We start from the raw sequence: 18134 nt of genomic DNA, 5'->3' as shown, positions 1-18134 counted from the left end.
GGCCACAACGAGGCCGACGAGCCGGCGGCCACGCAGCCGCTGATGTACCAGATCATCCGCAAGCGCCCGACCACCCGCGACCTCTATGCCCAGCAGTTGCAGAAGGAAGGCGTGATCGCCGAGGGCGATGCCCAGAAGCGCCTGGACGCCTACCGCGAGCGGCTGGAGGCGGGGGCCCCGCTGGCCGAGTTCAACCCCACGCCGGTGCGTGACCTGGAAATCGACTGGAGCCGCTTCCACAACAACAAGCTGTCGATGCCGGCCGACACCACGGTGCCGAAGAAGAAGCTGGTGGAGCTGGCCAACCGCCTGCTCGACCTGCCGGGCGACCTCACCCTGCAGTCGCGCGTGAACAAAATCTACGACGACCGCCGCAAGATGGCCGCCGGCGAACAGCCCGCGGACTGGGGCTTCGCCGAGAATCTCGCCTACGCCACCCTGATCGACGCTGGCAGCAATCTGCGCCTGGTCGGCCAGGACTCGGGCCGCGGCACGTTCTTCCATCGCCATGCCGTGCTGCACGACCAGAAGGACGGCCACACCTACCTGCCGCTGGCGACCATCCGCGACAACGCCAGCGTCGAGGTAATCGACTCGCTGCTCAGCGAAGAGGCGGTGATGGCGTTCGAGTACGGCTCGTCCACCACCGACCCGGACACCCTGCACATCTGGGAAGGCCAGTTCGGCGACTTCGCCAACGGCGCGCAGGTGGTGATCGACCAGTTCATCAGCTCCGGCGAGTCGAAGTGGAACCGCCTGTGCGGGCTGGCGCTGTACCTGCCGCACGGTTACGAAGGCCAGGGCCCGGAGCATTCCTCCGCCCGCCTCGAGCGCTTCCTGCAGCTGTGCGCCATGGACAACATGCAGGTGTGCGTGCCGACCACCCCGGCGCAGGATTTCCACATGATCCGCCGGCAGATGCTGCGCCCAGTGCGCAAGCCGCTGATCGTGATGACGCCCAAGTCGCTGCTGCGCCACAAGCTGGCGGTGTCCTCGCTGGACGAGCTGGCCAACGGCAGCTTCCAGCTGGTGATCGGCGAGCATCGCGAGCTGCCCGCCAAGAAGGTCAAGCGCGTCGTGCTGTGCGCCGGCAAGGTCTACTACGACCTGCTGGAGGAAGCCGAAAAGCGCGAGCTGACCGATGTGGCGCTGGTGCGCGTCGAGCAGTTGTATCCGTTCCCGCGCCCGGAAGTCGGCGCCGAACTGGCCAGATACCCCTCCGCCAAGGAGGTGATCTGGTGCCAGGAAGAACCGATGAACCAGGGCGCGTGGTTCCAGATCCGCCATCACCTGCAGGCCTGCGTGAGCGCCAGGCACACGCTGTCCTATGCCGGCCGCGCCCGCTCGGCCGCACCGGCCGCAGGCCATCTCAATACTCACGTCGCCGAACAGGCGGCGCTCGTCGAACAAGCCCTGGTTACGCCAGTCGGCACCGATCACTCCGCGGAGTAAGACAAGCATGTCCATCGAAGTCAAAGTTCCCGTTCTCCCCGAGTCGGTTTCCGACGCCACCATCGCCACCTGGCACAAGAAGGTTGGCGACGCCGTCAAGCGCGACGAAAACCTGGTGGACCTCGAGACCGACAAGGTCGTGCTCGAGGTGCCCTCGACCGTCGACGGCGTGCTGAAGGAGATCAAGCACGCCGAGGGCGACACGGTGAACAGCGAGCAGATCATCGCGATCATCGAGGAAGGCGCAGCCGCGGCTGCACCGGCCCCCGCCGCCAAGGAAGACAAGCCCGCCGCCCCTGCCCCGGCCAAGGCCGAGGCACCCAAGGCCGAGAAAAGTGCCGGCAAGGGTGCGGACGAGCTTTCCCCCGCCGGCCGCCGCGTCGCCGAGGAAGAGAAGATCGACCCGTCCAAGGTCGCCGGCACCGGCCGCGATGGCCGCGTGACCAAGGAAGATCTGGTCAACTACGGCAAGGGTGGCGCGGCCAGCGCACCCGCCGCCGCGCCGGCCGCCAGGCCGACTCCGGGCTCGCGTCCGGAAGAGCGCGTGCCGATGACCCGCATGCGCGCCAAGATCGCCGAGCGCCTGATGCAGTCGAAGAATTCCATCGCCATGCTCACCTCGTTCAACGAGGTGAACCTGAGCGAGGTGGTGAAGATGCGCAAGTCGCTGGGCGAGCAGTTCCAGAAGACCCACGGCATCAAGCTCGGCTTCATGAGCTTCTTCGTCAAGGCCACCGCCGAGGCGCTCAAGCGCCACCCGATCGTCAACGCGTCGGTCGACGGCAACGACATCATCTATCACGGCTACCAGGACATCTCGATCGCCGTATCCACCGAGAAGGGTCTGGTTACGCCGGTGCTGCGCGACGTGCAGGACATGGGCTTTGCCGACATCGAGCAGGGCATCGCCGATTACGCCAAGAAGGCGCGCGACGGCAAGCTGAGCCTGGACGACCTGCAGGGCGGCACGTTCACCATCACCAACGGCGGCACCTTCGGCTCGCTGCTGTCCACGCCGATCGTCAACCCGCCGCAGAGCGCGATCCTGGGCATGCACACCATCAAGGAGCGCGCCATCGTCGATAACGGCCAGGTGATTGCCGCCCCGATGATGTACATCGCCATCTCCTACGATCACCGCATCATCGACGGCAAGGACGCGGTGCTGTTCCTGGTCGACATCAAGGACCAGCTGGAGAACCCGCAGCGCATGCTGCTTGGCATGTGAGCGCACTCGCTCACGTGCCGATGAGCACGGAGCTCCGGTGCCGGCAAGCGCCTGAAACAAGCGGTCTTGCCGGTTGCCTTTCCACTAGCAGAGCCCATCTTCTGCAACACCCGCGGACTCGCACAGCCCGCCAGCAAGGAAACACGTCATGAGCGACAAATTCGACGTCATCGTCATCGGCGGCGGCCCGGCCGGATACCACGCCGCGATCCGCGCCGCCCAGCTCGGCCTCAAGACTGCCTGCATCGACGCGTGGGTGGGCAAGGACGGCAAGCAGGCGCTCGGCGGCACCTGCCTCAACGTGGGCTGCATTCCGTCCAAGGCGCTGCTGGACTCGTCCAAGCAGTTCTACAACATTGCGCACAACCTGCCGGTGCACGGCATCGTGGTGGAGAACGCCAAGGTCGACCTGGGCACCTTCATCGGTCGCAAGGACAAGATCGTCAAGCAGTTCACCGGCGGCGTGGCGCAGCTGTTCAAGGCCAACAAGATCACCAGCTACTTCGGCACGGGCAAGCTGCTGAAGGGCAACCAGGTGGAGATCACCGGCAACGACGGCGCAAAGCAGACCATCAGCGCCACCAACGTGATCCTGGCCTCCGGCTCGGTGCCGATCGAGCTGCCGTTCGCCAAGTTCGACGGCAAGCACATCATCGACAACGCCGGCGCGCTGGACATCAACGACGTGCCCAAGCGTCTGGGCGTGATCGGTGCGGGCGTGATCGGCCTGGAGCTCGGCAGCGTGTGGCGCCGGCTCGGTGCCGAGGTGACCGTGCTGGAGGCGATGCCCGAGTTCCTCGGCGCGGTGGACAGCGACATCGCCAAGGTGGCGCTGAAGGAGTTCGGCAAGCTCGGCCTGGACATCAAGCTGGGTGCCAAGCTGGCCAAGGCCGAGGTGAAGAAGAACGCCGTGCACCTCACCTACGCCGACAAGGATGGCGAGCACGAGCTGGTGGTCGACAAGCTGCTGGTGGCCGTCGGCCGCCGCGCCTATACCGACGGCCTGCTGTCGGACGACTGCGGCGTGAAGCTGGACGAGCGCGGTCGCATCGTGGTCGATGACCACTGCCACACCGGCGTCGACGGCGTATGGGCCGTGGGCGACGCGGTGCGTGGGCCGATGCTTGCGCACAAGGGCTTCGAGGAAGGTATCGCGGTGGCCGAGTGGATCGCCGGCAAGGCGGGTCACGTCAGCTACGACACGATCCCGTGGGTGATCTACACGGAACCGGAGATCGCCTGGGCCGGCAAGACCGAGAAGCAGCTGAAGGAGGAAGGCGTGCCTTACAAGGTCGGCAGCTTCCCGTTTGCCGCCATCGGCCGCGCCGTGGCGATGAACGAGGCGGTCGGCCACGTGAAGATGATTGCCCACGCCGAGACCGACCGCATCCTCGGCGTGCAGATGGTTGGCCCGGGCGTGTCCGAGCTGATCGCCGAGTGCGTGGTGGCGATGGAGTTCAAGGGCTCGGCCGAGGACATGGCGCGCATCATGCACGCCCACCCGACCCTGTCCGAGGCGGTGCACGAGGCGGCGCTTGCGGTGGACAAGCGCGCCATCCACAAGGGCAACTGAGCCGCAACGACCGGGTCTGCCGCAGCGCGGGCCATCGACCCGCCCTCCTGAACAGAGGGCGGGTTTTGTTTTTCCAAAGGGATCAGCGATGAACGAACTGAAGGCACTGTGCGTGTACTGCGGCTCCAGCAGCGGCGAGCGGCCCGAATATGCGGCGCAGGCGCGGGCGTTCGGGGCGGAGCTGGCCCGGCGCGATATCGCGCTCGTCTATGGCGGCGGCAAGGTCGGCCTGATGGGCATCGTCGCCGATGCCGTAATGGCCGGCGGCGGCCGCGTGATCGGCGTGATACCCCGCCACCTGGTGGAGAAGGAAGTCGCCCACGCCGGCCTCACCGAGATGCACGTGGTCGAGACCATGCACGAGCGCAAGACCCGCATGTACGAGCTCTCGCAGGCCTTCGTCGCCCTGCCCGGCGGCTTCGGCACGCTGGACGAGATGTTCGAGATGCTGACCTGGGCGCAGCTGGGGCTGCACACCTACCCCTGCGCCTTCCTCGATGTTCAGGGGTACTATCGACGCCTGCGCCAGGCCATGCAGCACATGGTGGACGAGGCGTTCGTACGGTCGCCGCAGCTCGAGGGCGTCTGGTTCGGCGAGGACATCGACGCCCTGTTCGACTGGATGGCCGACTACCGGCCGACCTACGTGCCGAAGTGGATCGACAAATCCGCCGTGGCTCCCTGAGCCCACACCCGCACGTCCCTGGCGCGGCTCGCGCCCATCTCGACCCGGAGACATTCCATGGCCTCACCCGACTTCCGCGCGTTCCGCATCCACAGCGACGATGAGGGCTACCGCGGTGGCGTCGAGACGCTGTCGGCCGACGCGCTCTCGCCCGGCGAAGTGCTGGTGAAGTCGGCCTGGTCGTCGGTCAACTTCAAGGACGCGCTGGCGGGCACCGGCAAGGGCAAGATCCTGCGGCGCTATCCGCTCAATGGTGGAATCGATGTCGCCGGCCATGTGGTGGCCTCCACCGATCCGGCGTTCAGGGAGGGCGACGCTGTGCTCTGCACCGGCGCGGGACTGTCCGAGACGCGCGACGGCGGCTTCGGCGAATACGTGCGGCTTGAATCGCGCTGGACGATTCCACTGCCGAGCGGCCTCAGCCTGCGCGAGAGCATGATCCTCGGCACCGCCGGCTTCACCGCGGCGCTGGCGCTGCTGCAGATGCAGGACAACCACCAGCAGCCGTCGCGTGGACCGATTGCCGTCACCGGTGCCACCGGTGGCGTGGGCATGCTGGCGGTCGACATGTACGCCCGTGCCGGCTACGAGGTCCACGCCATCAGCGGCAAGCCCGACCATTTCGCCTTCCTTGCCAGCCTGGGTGCGGCGCAGTGCCTGGACCGGCACCAGCTCGGCTTCAGCGGCAAGCCGATGGACTCGGCGCGATTCGGCGGCGCGCTGGACAACGTCGGCGGTGCGATGCTGGCGGGGCTGCTGCCGCTGATCGCCCCCTACGGCAACGTGGCGGTGTGCGGCAACGCCGGCGGCGTGGGGTTCGAAAGCACCGTGCTGCCCTTCATCATCCGGGGCGTGAACCTGCTTGGCGTCGCCAGTGCGGGCACTGCACGCGACCAGCGTGACCGCGTCTGGCAGCATCTGGCCAGCGACTGGAAACCGCTCCACCTGGACCGCATCGCCACCCGCGAGGTGTCGCTCGACCAGCTCGCGGACGTCTTTCCTGCCATGCTGGCGGGGCAGTCGTTCGGCCGCACCGTCGTGCGCCACGCATCGGCCTGAACGCGCTCACTTGGAAGCACGGCAGGCGCAGCTTAGAATCCATTCACTTTAGCTCAAGGGATCCCCACCTTATGGCCCGCATCCTCATCGTCGACGATTCGCCGTCGCAGCTGCTCGGACTGAAACGCGTCGTGGAGAAACTCGGCCACGAAGCGCTCACCGCAGAGGACGGTGCCGCCGGCGTCGAGGCGGCCAAGCGCGAGCTGCCCGACCTGATCCTGATGGACGTGGTCATGCCCAACCTCAACGGCTTCCAGGCGACCCGTACGATCAGCAAGGACCCCACCACGTCCCACATCCCGGTGGTGCTCGTCACCACCAAGGACCAGGAGACCGACAAGGTCTGGGGCATGCGCCAGGGCGCCAAGGCGTACGTGACCAAGCCGATCAAGGAAGACGAACTGGTGGCCACGCTGACCGAACTGCTGCCAGCCTGATTCCGGCGGGAAGCAGCTGCAAGAAAACGGCGCCCGCAGGCGCCGTTTTTCGTTGCCCCCCCGGCCGAACCAGGCTCAGGCGCGCGGATCGAAGTCGGCGAAATGCTTGTGCAGCGCCTCGTACGCCTTGCGCTGCTTGTCGTCCGCCGCCGGCGGCGTGCGAATGGACAACTCCACCAGCTGATCACCCGGCGTCGCACCCGGCATGCCGCGGCCTTTCAGCCGCAGCTTCTTTCCCGACTGCGAGCCGGCCGGAATCCGCAGATCCACCGCCCCGGCCAGCGTCGGCACCGGCACCGTGGCGCCCAGCGCAGCCTCCCATGGAGCGATTGCGAGCACATGCAGGACGTTACGACCGTCGAGCTTGAAACGGGCGTCGTCGCGCACGCCCACTTCGAGCAGCAGGTCGCCGCCCGGTCCGCCCGCGCTGCCGGGCTGACCCTGCCCGGACAGCCGGATCACCTGACCCGGCTGGATGCCTGCGGGGATCTTTACCTCGAGCACGCGCTCGCCGCCGTGGCCATCGTGCATGGCAACGCGGGTGCGCCCGCCGTCGAACGCGGTCTGCAGGTCGATCTGCACGCTGGCCTGGACATCGCGCCCGCGCCTGGGTCGCGGCTGTCCGCGGGCACCGCCGCCGCCGCGTCCGAACAGGCTCTCGAAGAAATCGCTGAAGTCGCCATCGCCCATGTCGCCGTCGAAGCCCTGGCCCTGGCCAAAGCCCGGCGGCGGCCGGAACTGCTCGCCGCCGCGGTAGCCGCCGGCGCGCACCTGATCGTAGGCCCGGCGCTTTTCCTTGTCGCGCAGCACCTCGTTGGCCTCGTTGACGGCCTTGAACTTGTCCTCGGCGCCGGCGTCCTTGTTCTTGTCCGGGTGGTACTGCCTTGCCAGCTTGCGATAGGCAGCCTTGATCTCGGCCTCGCTCGCCTCCGGCTTGACGCCAAGGATGTCGTAATAATCTTTGAACTCCACTCACCTCTCCCGGGCGCAGGATCACCAAACAGCATCCGCGGCGGCAAGGGAGCCGCCGCGGATACATCAATGCGCTAGCTTACTCGGCCGCGTTGATGGTGATGCGGCGCGGGGTCGCCAGCGGCTTCTTCGGGATAACGATTTCCAGCACGCCGAACCTGCCCGTGGCAGTGATGCTCTCGGCGTCGGCGCTGTCCGGCAGCGTGAAGCGGCGGTGGAACGTGCCGCGGGCCCGCTCGACGCGGGTGAACTTGCCGTCCGGCTCGGCCGGCGCGGCGCGCTCGCCCTTGATGGTCAGGATGCCCTTGTCCATGCTGATCTCGATCTGCGCCGGATCCACGCCGGGCACATCGGCCAGGATCACGAAGCGCTGCTCGTCCTCGCGGATGTCCACCCGCGGCGCCCACTGGCTGGTGACCACGTGCGAGGCGTCGCTGTCCTGGCCCTGGAAAAAGCGATCGAAGGCCTGGCGCACTTCGTCCGGGAAGACGTTGGCTGCGTTCCACATCGTCGGATTGCGGTTGCTCATGGCAGGTTCCTCAAAAGGTTACGGTGCGATCACCGCTTGGCCCCAAGGTAGGTCCGGCGGACGACGATTCAAGGCGACGATGCCGGCGGGAACGGTTTAGCATCGTGCGGTTGCCCTCCTTTCAGATTGAGCGCCCGTGACCATAGAAATTGGCCAGACCCCCCCCGATGTGCCGCTGACCGTGGTCGACGGCGGCACCGCCCTGCCCACCGGTACCGCCGCCGTGTTCGCCGGCCGCCGCATGGTGATGTTTGCCGTGCCCGGTGCGTTCACGCCGACGTGCTCGGAGCACCACATGCCCGGTTTCGTGGCGGAGTACCCGCACTTCCGCGCGCGCGGCATCGACGTCTGCTGCCTGTCGGTCAACGACGCATTCGTGATGCAGGCGTGGGCTGCCGACCAGCACGTGCCGGCCGGCCTGCTGATGCTCGCCGACGGCAACGGCGCCTTTACCCGGGCGCTCGGCCTGGAACTGGACGGCAGCGCTTACGGGCTCGGCCCGCGCGCCAGGCGGTTCGCGCTGTACGCCGTGGATGGCGTGGTTCGGCAGCTGCACATCGAGGCAGCGGGGGAGCTGCGCGTCTCCAGCGCAGAGGCCATGCTCGCGTCCGTCACGGACTGATCGGAAACGCGCTCGCGGCAGCCGTCGAACGCCTGCCGCGCCCCTGCCCTGTGCCATGCCCGTCCCGGAGGGACCGATGCCTGCATCCGATGGACTGCTCCAACCGCTGCTTGGCCACGCCTTGCCATGGCTTTATCGCGACTCGCGCGGCTGGACCGCACTGGGCCTGCTCGGCGCAGGCCTGTTCAGTGCGCGCTTCCTGATCCAGTGGCTGCACTCGGAAAAGGCGCGAAAACTGGTGGTGCCGCCGGTGTTCTGGCACCTGAGCTTCTGGGGCAGCGCGCTGCAACTGCTTTACGCGCTGCACATCGACAAGCTTCCGGTGATCCTCAGCTACGCGTTCCTGCCGGTGCTTTACGGGCGCAACCTGTGGCTGCTCAAACGCTCGCGCAGCAGCGATGCGGCCCCATAACCAGACAGCCCGGCGGATGCCGGGCTGTCTGGTCACGCGTGCGACGCATGTCGCTCAGGCATCGTCGCCCGGCGGCACTTCAGTCGCTTCCGTCACCTCGCCCTGCGGCGACTGCCCGTCGACGCCCAGCGGCGCCTCGGCTTCATCGCTGCTGTCGTCGTCGGCATCGAGCCGCACCACGCTGACCAGGGCCTCGTCCGCCGGCAGCTTGATCAGGGTGACGCCCTGGGTGTTGCGGCTGAGCTGGGAAACCTCCGACACCCGCGTGCGCACCAGCGTGCCCTGGTTGGAGATCAGCATCAGCTCATGCGCCTCGGTGACCTGCACCGCGGCCACCAGCGGGCCGTTACGCTCGGAGCACTGGATGCCGATCACACCCTGGGTGCCGCGGCCCTTCTTGGTGAACTCCTCCAGCGCCGTCCGCTTGCCATAGCCGCGCTCGGTGGCGGTGAGGATGTCACCCTCGGCAGCCACGATCATAGAGACCACTTCGGCCCCCTCGGCCAGCCGCATGCCGCGCACGCCGGTGGCGGTGCGGCCCATCGAACGGACCGTGTTCTCGTCGAAGCGGTTGACCTTGCCGTTGGAGGCGAACAGCAGCACGTCGCTGTTGCCGTGGGTCATCGCCACGTCCACCAGCGCGTCGCCGTCGGCCAGGTTGATTGCCTGCTTGCCCTTCTGCAGCTGGAAGGCGAACTCGGTCAGCGGGGTCTTCTTCACGGTACCGGCGCGGGTGGCGAAGAACACGAAGCGATCCTCGACGTACTCGCGTACCGGCAGCACCGCCTGCACCTTCTCGCCTTCGGCCAGCGGCAGCAGGTTGATGATCGGCTTGCCGCGCGCGTTGGGGCCGGACTCGGGGATCTGGTAAACCTTGAGCCAGTAGACGCGACCGGTGCTGGAGAAGGCCAACAGCGTGTCATGGGTGTTGACCACCCACAGCTGCTCCACCACGTCCTCGTCCTTCAAGGCGGAGGCGGAACGGCCCTTGCCGCCACGGCGCTGGGAGCGATAGGTGCTGGCCGGCTGGCGCTTGATGTAGCCGGTGTGCGACAGCGTGACCACCACGTCTTCCGGGGCAATCAGGTCGAGTACGTTGAGATCTTCCTGCGAGGCCTGGATCTCGGTGCGGCGCGCGTCGCCGAATTCGGCCTTGATCGCCTCCAGCTCCTCGCGGATGACCTTCAGCAGCACGTCGGGGTTTTCCAGGATCTCGATCAGGCCGCGGATGGTTTCGAGGATCTGCCGGTATTCGTCGGACAGTTTCTCCTGCTCCAGCCCGGTCAGGCGGTGCAGGCGCATGGCGAGGATCTCCTGCGCCTGGACCTCGGACAGCTGGTAGCCCTCGGCCTTGAGGCCGTCGCGCGGATCCATGTCTTCCGGACGCGACGCATCGGCGCCGGCGGCCGACAGCAGCGCACCGACCATGCCCGGCTGCCACTTGCGCGCCAGCATGCGCTCGCGCGCCTCCGCCGGCGAGGCAGACGTCTTGATCAGCTCGATCATCTCGTCGATGTTGGCCAGCGCGACGGTGAGGCCCTCGAGGATGTGCGCGCGTGCACGTGCCTTGCGCAGCTCGAAGATGGTGCGACGGGTAACCACCTCGCGGCGATGGCGGATGAACGCCTCGAGGATGTCCTTGAGGTTCAACAGCCGCGGCTGGCCGTCCAGCAGCGCCACCATGTTGATGCCGAAGGTGACCTGCAGCTGGGTCTGCTGGAACAGGTTGTTCAGCACCACATCGCCCATCGCGTCGCGACGGATCTCGATCACCACGCGCATGCCGTCCTTGTCGGACTCGTCGCGCAGCTCGCTGATGCCCTCGAGCTTCTTTTCCTTCACCAGCTCGGCGATCTTCTCGATCAGCCGCGCCTTGTTCACCTGGTAGGGCAGCTCGTGGATCAGGATCGTCTCGCGCCCGTTGGGCTCGGTCTCGATCTCCGCGCGCGCGCGCACCAGGATGCGGCCGCGGCCGGTGCGGTAGGCCTCGACGATGCCTGCCGAGCCGTTGATGATGCCGGCGGTCGGGAAGTCCGGCCCCGGGATGTAGCCCATCAGCTCGTCGATGCCCAGCGAGGGATCGTCGATCAGCGCAATCGTCGCGCCGATCACCTCGGTGAGGTTGTGCGGCGGGATGTTGGTGGCCATGCCCACCGCGATACCGGCCGAACCGTTGATCAGCAGCGTCGGCACCCGGGTGGGCAGCACCAGCGGCTCGTGCTCGCTCTCGTCGTAATTGGGGCCGAAGTCAACCGTTTCCTTGTCAATGTCGGCCAGCAGCTCATGGGTGAGGCGCGACATGCGCACCTCGGTGTAGCGCATGGCTGCCGCGTTGTCGCCGTCGACCGAACCGAAGTTGCCTTGGCCGTCGACCAGCATGTAGCGCAGCGAGAACGGCTGCGCCATGCGCACGATGGCGTCGTACACCGAGGCGTCGCCGTGCGGGTGGTACTTACCGATGACGTCACCGACGACGCGGGCCGATTTCTTGTACGGCTTGTTCCAGGCGTTGCCCAGTTCACTCATCGCGAAAAGCACGCGGCGATGGACCGGCTTGAGGCCGTCGCGCACGTCGGGGAGGGCGCGTCCCACGATCACGCTCATGGCGTAGTCGAGGTAGCTCTGGCGCATCTCATCTTCGATGTTGACGCGAATGACTTCTTTGGCGAGTTCTGCCATCAATCGGCTTCCCAGTGAACGAAAAAGGGCCGCACCGCGAGCGCCTCAGGCGCGTGCGCAGGCGACCCGGAATCCAAGCCGTGGAGTGTACCACGAAAGGACTTTGAGAGGCAGTATTTAGCGCTTGTTTTTCAACAACTTACGGGGTCGCACGAGGCTTGCTGAAAAGCAGCCCGCGGGCTGCTGAAAAATTGATCAGCGCGGCGACCGCCGAGCCGGCCGCCGCGGCCACCGCGGGCAGCCGATGCAGGGCCGGAAAAAACGCCAGGCACAGCGCGTAGACGCCGTAGTTCACCGCGGCACCGATGCTCATCAGCGCCATCCAGTGCAGCCACTCGGCATGGGCACGACGACCGCTGGAGCGCCCGGCAAAGGTGAAGCGGCGGTTCCACCACCAGGTGAAGCTCGCTGCCAGGCAAAACGAGATCAGCCGGGCGAGGTAGGCATTCCAGCCGGCCGCGCCCACCAGCGCCTGCACCACCGACGCGTCGATCAGCAGCCCCAGCACGCCGCCCGCGGCAAACAGCGTGATGTCGCGCGACAGCTTCACCCGCCGAACATCGCCTGCATGACAGTAGCGTTCGGGTGCTCGATGACGCCGCGCTCGGTCACGATGGCGTCGATCAGGTCGGCGGGCGTCACGTCGAACACCGGGTTCCACGCTTGCGCTCCCTCCACCACGGTGCGCTGTCCGGCATGGGACAGCAGCTCGGTGCTGTCGCGCAGCTCGATCTCGATCGCCTCGCCATCGGGCGTGGCCATGTCCACGGTGGACGACGGCGCCACCACCATGAACTTGACGCCGTGGTGGCGGGCGGCGATGGCCAGCTGGTAGGTGCCGATCTTGTTGGCCGTGTCGCCATTGGCGGCAATGCGGTCGGCCCCGACGATGACCCACTGAACCGCGCCGGATTTCATCAGGTGTGCAGCGGCGGAGTCGGCGATCAGGCGGGCAGGAATGCCGTCACGCACCAGCTCGTACATGGTCAACCGGGCGCCCTGCTGCCAGGGTCGTGTCTCGCCGGCGAAGATCTGCCCGATGCGGCCGCCGGCGACACCGGCGCGGATCACGCCCAGGGCGGTACCAAAGCCGGCGGTCGCCAGCGAGCCGGTATTGCAGTGGGTCATCACGCCCGAACCGGGCGCGATCAGGGCGGCGCCGAGTTCGCCCATGTGCCGGTTGGCGGCCAGGTCCTCGTCCTGGATGGCTTGCGCCTCGCGTTCGAGCGCACCCGCGTCCGCCCCGCCAGCGATGACGGCCTTCATGCGGTCGAGCGCCCACATCAGGTTGACCGCGGTCGGTCGCGCAGCGCGCAGCATCGCCAGCGCCGGCTCCAGCGGCTCGCCGTTGCGGGCTGCCAGCACGACGCCCCACGCCGCCGCGATGCCGATCGCCGGCGCGCCGCGCACCGCCAGGTCCCGGATCGCCTGCATCACATCCTCGGCCGTGCGGCAGCTGATCCAGCGCTCCTCGTGTGGCAGCAGCCGCTGATCCAGCAGCCGCAGGTGATCGTCCTGCCACTGCACCGCGCGGACGCGGTCGTAACGGTCGTAGTCCATCGAAGAGGTCATGGCTTCACACGCTGATGGCCGCGGCATCGGCCGCGGCGTGGAAAGGGAGTGGGCTGCGCTGCGGCGGCGGGGCCGCATGGCACTCACGTGCCGTCGGGCATCACCAGCCACATCACCAGGTAAAGCAGTATGCCGGAGCCGCCCAGCAGGGTCAGCACGATCCACCCGATCCGCACCAGGGTGGGATCCCAGCCGTAGAAGCCGGCGATCCCGCCGCACACGCCAGCCAATGTGCGGTGACGTCGCGAGCGCTGCAGTGGCCTGCCTTCAACCACGCCAGGCACCCGGCCCGGTCATGCGCGCGCCCGCAGCCACTGATGGATCGCCGGCGGCACTTCACGCTGGGCGCGCCCGGAGACGTAGATCCCGATGTGCCCTCCCTTGAACGCCACTTCGGTGTAGTCGCGCGTGCCGATGTGCTGGCGCAGCGCTCGCGAGGCATCCGGCGGCACCAGATGGTCCTGCTCGGCGTAGATGTTCAGCACCGGCTGCTGGATCAGGCCCAGATCGACCGTGCGCCCACCGATTTCCAGCGTGTGCTTGACCAGCTTGTTGCCCTGGTAGAAATCCCTGATGAACTGGCGAAAGGCCTCGCCCGCCTGGTCGGGCGAATCGAAGATCCACTTTTCCATGCGCAGGAAGTTGGCCAGCTCGGTCGGGTTGTCGAGGATATCGACCAGCCCGACGTACTTCTGCTGGTTCAGCCGCAGCGGCTTGAGCGTGAGGTACACCCAGTTCATCAGCCCGGCCGGGATGTTGCCCATCACGTCGACGAAGCGGTCGACGTCGAGGTTCTGCACCCAGTGCGAGAGCATGTTGTCCGGCGTGTGGTAGTCCACCGGGGTCACCATGGTGATCAGGTTCCTGACCTTTTCCGGATGCATTGCCGTGTAGCACAGCGAGAACGCGCCCCCCTGGCAGATGCCCAGCAGGTTGATCGCGTCCAGCTCATGCCGCTCGCGCACCGCGTCGACGCAGCGGTCGAGGTAGCCGTTGAGGTAATCGTCCAGGGTGAGCCAGCGGTCTGCGCCGTCCGGGTAGCCCCAGTCGATCAGGTAGACATCCTCGCCCTGCTCGAGCAGGTTGCGCACCAGCGAGCGATCGGGCTGCAGGTCGGTCATCCAGACGGTGTTGACCAGCGCATAGACGATAAGCAGCGGCGTCCTGGCGGTCGGGCGCGTTCCGGTGAAGTGCCATACCTTGAGCTTGTCTTCGCTGTAGACGAGTTCGCGCGGCGTGTTGGCGTATTCGGGCTCACCGAGCCTGGGGAGGTTCTGCAAGCCGGCGGCGAGCTTGGTCTGGAAGCGCTGGATCTCGGCCATTGCCTGGGTGGGGTCGATGCGCAGGGGTGTGTACATGCTGATTCCTTACTTGCGCTTGCCGCGGCGTGGTGCCGGAATGCCGGGGAGCACGGCAGGCTTCGCCGACGTCGATGCCTTGCCTCCCGCGCTGGCGGATGCTGCCTTGGAACGGGACTTGCCCCTGGCCGGTTTGGCCGACGACTCGGCGCGCGCGGCCTTCTGCTTCGGCGCGGGGGCGGGGGCTGGCGCCGCAGCGGCCTTGGCGACCTTCTTGCCGACCGCCGCCTGCACCGGGGCCTTGCTCGCGGCAGAAGAGCGACGCGGCGACGTGCCCCCCTTCCCTGCGGCTGCCGGGCTTGCTGCACGAGACCTTCGAACGCCCTGTTGCACCTGCGCCGGCGCGGATGCGGGGCGCTCCTGGCTGGACCGGATCTCGCCGTCGCCCGACGCGACCCGCTTCTTCAACGCCGCAAGTTCTGCGCGCAAGCTCGCCAGCTCGCCGGCCAGACTGCCCCCTCCAGCCGCTCGCTGCTCGCGACGGACTTCCTGCAGGCGCTTGCCGAGACTGTCTACCTCGCTGCGCGTGGGCAGGCCCAGCTGACGACACACCTCTTCGAGCTGCTGCTGCATGAGCTGACGCTCAAGCATCTGCGCGTTGACCATCTCCCCGTATACCTCGCGGAACTCGCCGCTGAGCGCGATCTCCGCGTAAGCCTCTTCGGCCGAGTCGATCCACAGGTCATAGAGCGCTTTCAGCGACTCGATCTGCCGGCCCGGTTCGGAGTGTGCAGCCAGCTTGTCCTGCAGGCGTTCCAGCCCTTGGGCAAGCGCCCGCAGCAGCAGGGCCTGATAGCGGCGCTGCTGCTCGGCGCTGTCGAGCATGGCAGCCATCAGCGCCTGCTGCTTTTCCTGCTGCTCGCGTTGCAGGCCGAATGCGGGCATGTGCGGCGGCTTGTGCCACTGGGCACCGCCGGGGGCACCGGCAGCGGCCGCCAGCCACGCCTGCCACTGCTGCACGAAACCCTGCGCCGCGGTGCTGTCGATTCCGCCGAACGGCTGTGCGCCCCCGAACAGTTGCTGTACCTGCGTCTGCCAGTCTGCCCCCATCGGATTGCCCTGGCCCGTGGCTGCCGCCCGCTGTATCCAGTCCAGATAGCCCTTGATGCCGCTCAGGCTGCGCTCGAGCACATCGCTCATCGGGGAGCCGCCGGGCGCGCCCGAGCCGAACGCCGCCCCCATCGGGGGAAACCCGGCTGCCGCTCCCAGGCCCGGGAACGGTGAGGCGGACGGCAGCGGACTCTGCTGCAGCTGGCGCATCCACTGTTCCCACGACTGCTGGGCCATAGCCTGGGCCTGCCTGATGAACTCGCTTGCCTGATCGGCCATGCCTGACTCCGTTTGCGGGGTACCCGGGGCATCCTAGCAAATGCATGTGGCGATAAAACGAAGAAGGCCCGGCGTCTCCGCCGGGCCTTCGTGATGCCGCAGGTGCTGCCGATCAGCCGTTGACGGCTTCGTCCTCGGCCACTGCCTTCATCGACAGGCGGATACGACCCTGCTTGTCGACCTCGAGCACCTTGACCTTCACGATGTCGCCTTCCTTGAGCTTGTCGGACACCTTCTCGACGCGCTCGGAGGAGATCTGCGACACGTGCACCAGACCATCCTTGCCCGGCATGATCGTGACGAACGCACCGAAATCCATCAGCTTGGCGACCTTGCCCTCGTAGATGCGGCCCGGCTCGACATCGGAGACGATCTGCTCGATCCGCTTCTTGGCCTCGTCGGCCGCCAGGCGGTTGACCGAGGCGATGATCACGGTGCCGTCGTCGGTGATGTCGATGGTGGTGCCGGTCTCTTCGGTGATCGAGCGGATGGTCGCGCCACCCTTGCCGATCACTTCGCGGATCTTGTCCGGGTGGATCTTGATGGTGAGCAGGCGCGGCGCGTACTCGCTCATTTCCGAGCGGGCCGTGCTGATGACCTTGGCCATCTCGCCGAGGATGTGCAGACGCCCACGCTTGGCCTGCTCCAGCGCCACCTTCATGATCTCTTCGGTGATGCCGTCGATCTTGATATCCATCTGCAGCGCGGAGATGCCATCGGCACTACCGGCGACCTTGAAGTCCATGTCGCCGAGGTGATCCTCGTCGCCCAGGATGTCCGACAGCACCACGAAGTCGCCGCCTTCCTTGACCAGGCCCATGGCGATACCGGCCACCGGTGCCTTCAGCGGCACGCCGGCGTCCATCATGGCCAGCGAGGAACCGCACACCGACGCCATCGACGAGGAGCCGTTGGACTCGGTGATCTCCGAGACCACGCGCACCACGTACGGGAACTCTTCCATGCTCGGCTTCACGGCCTGCACACCGCGCTTGGCGAGGCGGCCATGGCCGATCTCGCGACGCTTCGGCGCGCCAAAGCGGCCGGCTTCACCCACCGAGAACGGGGGGAAGTTGTAGTGGAACAGGAACGGATCCTTCGACTCGCCTTCCGGTGCGTCGATGATTTGCGCGTCGCGGGTGGTGCCGAGGGTGGCCACGACCAGCGCCTGCGTCTCGCCACGGGTGAACAACGCCGAGCCGTGGGTGCGCGGCAGCACGCCCACGCGCACCGAGATCGGGCGCACGTCGTCGAGCTGGCGGCCGTCGATGCGGACCTTGGTCTTCAGCACGCTGTCGCGCATGGTGCGGTATTCGAGCTCGGCGAACTCCTTCGACAGCTCACCCGTGGCCCAACCGTGCTGCTCGGCGTCGGACTTGAGCGACTCCAGCACCTCGGCCTTGATCGCCGAGATGGCGTCGCGACGCTGCAGCTTGTCGCGCACCTGGAACGCCTCTTCGAGCTTGTTGCCGACGGCACCCTTGACGGCGGCGACCAGCGCTTCATTGCGCGCCGGTGCCTGCCAGTTCCACGACGGCTTGGCCGCCTCGGCAGCGAGTTCGCCGATGGCATTGATCGCCACCTGCATCTGCTGGTGGCCGAACATCACAGCACCGAGCATCACGTCCTCGGACAGCAGCTTCGCTTCGGACTCCACCATCAGCACCGCACCGCCGGTACCGGCGACAACCAGATCCAGCTCGGAAGTCTTCAACTCCGTCGCGGACGGATTGAGCAGGTACTTGCCGTTGGCGTAGCCGACGCGCGCAGCGCCGATCGGGCCCTGGAACGGGATCCCGGCCAGGCTCAGCGCGGCGGAAGCACCCAGCAGGGCCGGAATGTCGCCATCAACCTCGGGGTTGAGCGACACGACCTGCGCAATCACCTGCACTTCGTTCTTGAACTCTTCCGGGAACAGCGGGCGCACCGGGCGATCGATCAGACGCGAGGTCAGCGTCTCTTTCTCGGTGGGGCGGCCTTCGCGCTTGAAGAAGCCGCCGGGGATGCGGCCGGCGGAGTAGAACTTCTCCACGTAGTCGACGGTGAGCGGGAAGAAATCCTGCCCCTCGCGCTGCTTGGTCGCCGCAACCGCGGTGACCAGCACCACGGTGCCGCCCATGCTGACCATGACCGCACCGGATGCCTGGCGGGCGATTTCGCCCGTCTCCAGCGTGACTTCGTGATTACCGTACTGGAATGACTTGGTTACTTTCGCCACGTGATGTTT

The 18134-nt window shown here is 67.0% G+C and carries 17 protein-coding genes; 8 read left to right on the top strand and 9 right to left on the bottom strand.

Features of this window, described 5'->3' with window-relative positions:
* From VFG40_RS17255 to VFG40_RS17230, 6 genes are all read left to right on the top strand, one after another.
* Positions 1–1452: oxoglutarate dehydrogenase E1 component family protein (locus VFG40_RS17255; protein WP_525931244.1), on the top strand; the 1452-nt coding region annotated here is incomplete at its 5' end.
* Between the two features lie 7 nt (positions 1453–1459).
* The gene (gene odhB / locus VFG40_RS17250; protein ID WP_324899827.1) at positions 1460–2680 is read left to right on the top strand and encodes a 2-oxoglutarate dehydrogenase complex dihydrolipoyllysine-residue succinyltransferase; all 1221 of its coding nucleotides are present in this window, start codon (positions 1460–1462) and stop codon (positions 2678–2680) included.
* A 148-nt stretch (positions 2681–2828) separates the two neighbouring features.
* The gene (lpdA, locus tag VFG40_RS17245; RefSeq protein WP_324899825.1) at positions 2829–4253 is read left to right on the top strand and encodes a dihydrolipoyl dehydrogenase; all 1425 of its coding nucleotides are present in this window, start codon (positions 2829–2831) and stop codon (positions 4251–4253) included.
* Between the two features lie 88 nt (positions 4254–4341).
* The gene (locus VFG40_RS17240; protein ID WP_324899823.1) at positions 4342–4938 is read left to right on the top strand and encodes an LOG family protein; all 597 of its coding nucleotides are present in this window, start codon (positions 4342–4344) and stop codon (positions 4936–4938) included.
* Between the two features lie 57 nt (positions 4939–4995).
* A complete protein-coding gene (locus VFG40_RS17235; protein WP_324899821.1) occupies positions 4996–5997 on the top strand; it encodes a YhdH/YhfP family quinone oxidoreductase in 1002 nt (333 codons plus the stop codon).
* A gap of 71 nt (positions 5998–6068) precedes the next feature.
* The gene (locus VFG40_RS17230; protein WP_324899819.1) at positions 6069–6434 is read left to right on the top strand and encodes a response regulator; all 366 of its coding nucleotides are present in this window, start codon (positions 6069–6071) and stop codon (positions 6432–6434) included.
* Between the two features lie 75 nt (positions 6435–6509).
* Here the strand turns inward: VFG40_RS17230 and VFG40_RS17225 are convergent, their stop codons facing one another.
* Together VFG40_RS17225 and VFG40_RS17220 are read right to left on the bottom strand one after the other, a co-directional pair.
* The gene (locus VFG40_RS17225) at positions 6510–7406 is read right to left on the bottom strand and encodes a DnaJ C-terminal domain-containing protein (RefSeq protein ID WP_324899817.1); all 897 of its coding nucleotides are present in this window, start codon (positions 7404–7406) and stop codon (positions 6510–6512) included.
* A gap of 79 nt (positions 7407–7485) precedes the next feature.
* Positions 7486–7935, bottom strand: coding sequence for an Hsp20/alpha crystallin family protein (locus VFG40_RS17220; RefSeq protein ID WP_324899815.1), 450 nt, complete (start codon positions 7933–7935; stop codon positions 7486–7488).
* A 136-nt stretch (positions 7936–8071) separates the two neighbouring features.
* Here VFG40_RS17220 and VFG40_RS17215 point away from each other — a divergent pair, with 136 nt between their 5' ends.
* On the top strand, positions 8072–8557 hold the full coding sequence (locus tag VFG40_RS17215; protein ID WP_324899813.1) for a peroxiredoxin: 486 nt from the start codon (positions 8072–8074) through the stop codon (positions 8555–8557).
* A gap of 76 nt (positions 8558–8633) precedes the next feature.
* Positions 8634–8969, top strand: a complete 336-nt coding sequence (locus VFG40_RS17210; RefSeq protein ID WP_324899811.1) for a lipid-A-disaccharide synthase N-terminal domain-containing protein — start codon at positions 8634–8636, stop codon at positions 8967–8969.
* Between the two features lie 54 nt (positions 8970–9023).
* Here VFG40_RS17210 and gyrA read toward each other — a convergent pair whose 3' ends face one another.
* The 7 genes from gyrA to pnp all read right to left on the bottom strand — a co-directional run bounded on the left by gyrA (position 9024) and on the right by pnp (position 18125).
* Entirely contained in the window at positions 9024–11648 is a 2625-nt protein-coding gene (gene gyrA / locus VFG40_RS17205; RefSeq protein ID WP_324899808.1) for a DNA gyrase subunit A, read from the bottom strand.
* A gap of 139 nt (positions 11649–11787) precedes the next feature.
* Complete coding sequence (locus tag VFG40_RS17200; RefSeq protein ID WP_324899806.1) at positions 11788–12198, bottom strand: GtrA family protein; 411 nt, start codon at positions 12196–12198, stop codon at positions 11788–11790.
* Positions 12195–13220 carry an S-methyl-5-thioribose-1-phosphate isomerase gene (gene mtnA / locus VFG40_RS17195; protein ID WP_324899804.1) on the bottom strand — a complete coding sequence of 342 codons (1026 nt, stop codon included), beginning with the start codon at positions 13218–13220 and terminating at the stop codon, positions 12195–12197. Before mtnA ends, VFG40_RS17200 begins: the two co-directional genes overlap by 4 nt.
* Positions 13221–13303: 83 nt before the next feature.
* Positions 13304–13495, bottom strand: a complete 192-nt coding sequence (locus VFG40_RS17190) for a PspC domain-containing protein (protein WP_324899802.1) — start codon at positions 13493–13495, stop codon at positions 13304–13306.
* Between the two features lie 18 nt (positions 13496–13513).
* The gene (gene phaC, locus VFG40_RS17185; RefSeq protein ID WP_324899800.1) at positions 13514–14578 is read right to left on the bottom strand and encodes a class III poly(R)-hydroxyalkanoic acid synthase subunit PhaC; all 1065 of its coding nucleotides are present in this window, start codon (positions 14576–14578) and stop codon (positions 13514–13516) included.
* A 9-nt stretch (positions 14579–14587) separates the two neighbouring features.
* The gene (locus VFG40_RS17180) at positions 14588–15907 is read right to left on the bottom strand and encodes a poly(R)-hydroxyalkanoic acid synthase subunit PhaE (RefSeq protein WP_324899798.1); all 1320 of its coding nucleotides are present in this window, start codon (positions 15905–15907) and stop codon (positions 14588–14590) included.
* 112 nt (positions 15908–16019) lie between these two features.
* Positions 16020–18125, bottom strand: a complete 2106-nt coding sequence (gene pnp / locus VFG40_RS17175; protein ID WP_324899796.1) for a polyribonucleotide nucleotidyltransferase — start codon at positions 18123–18125, stop codon at positions 16020–16022.
* Between the last annotated feature and the right edge of the window lie 9 nt (positions 18126–18134).

The sequence above is a fragment of the Dyella sp. genome (assembly GCF_035685805.1).
Taxonomy (GTDB): Bacteria; Pseudomonadota; Gammaproteobacteria; order Xanthomonadales; family Rhodanobacteraceae; genus Dyella_A.
The sequence above is the reverse complement of the archived record's forward strand: the minus strand, read 5'-3'. Positions and strand labels throughout refer to the sequence as shown.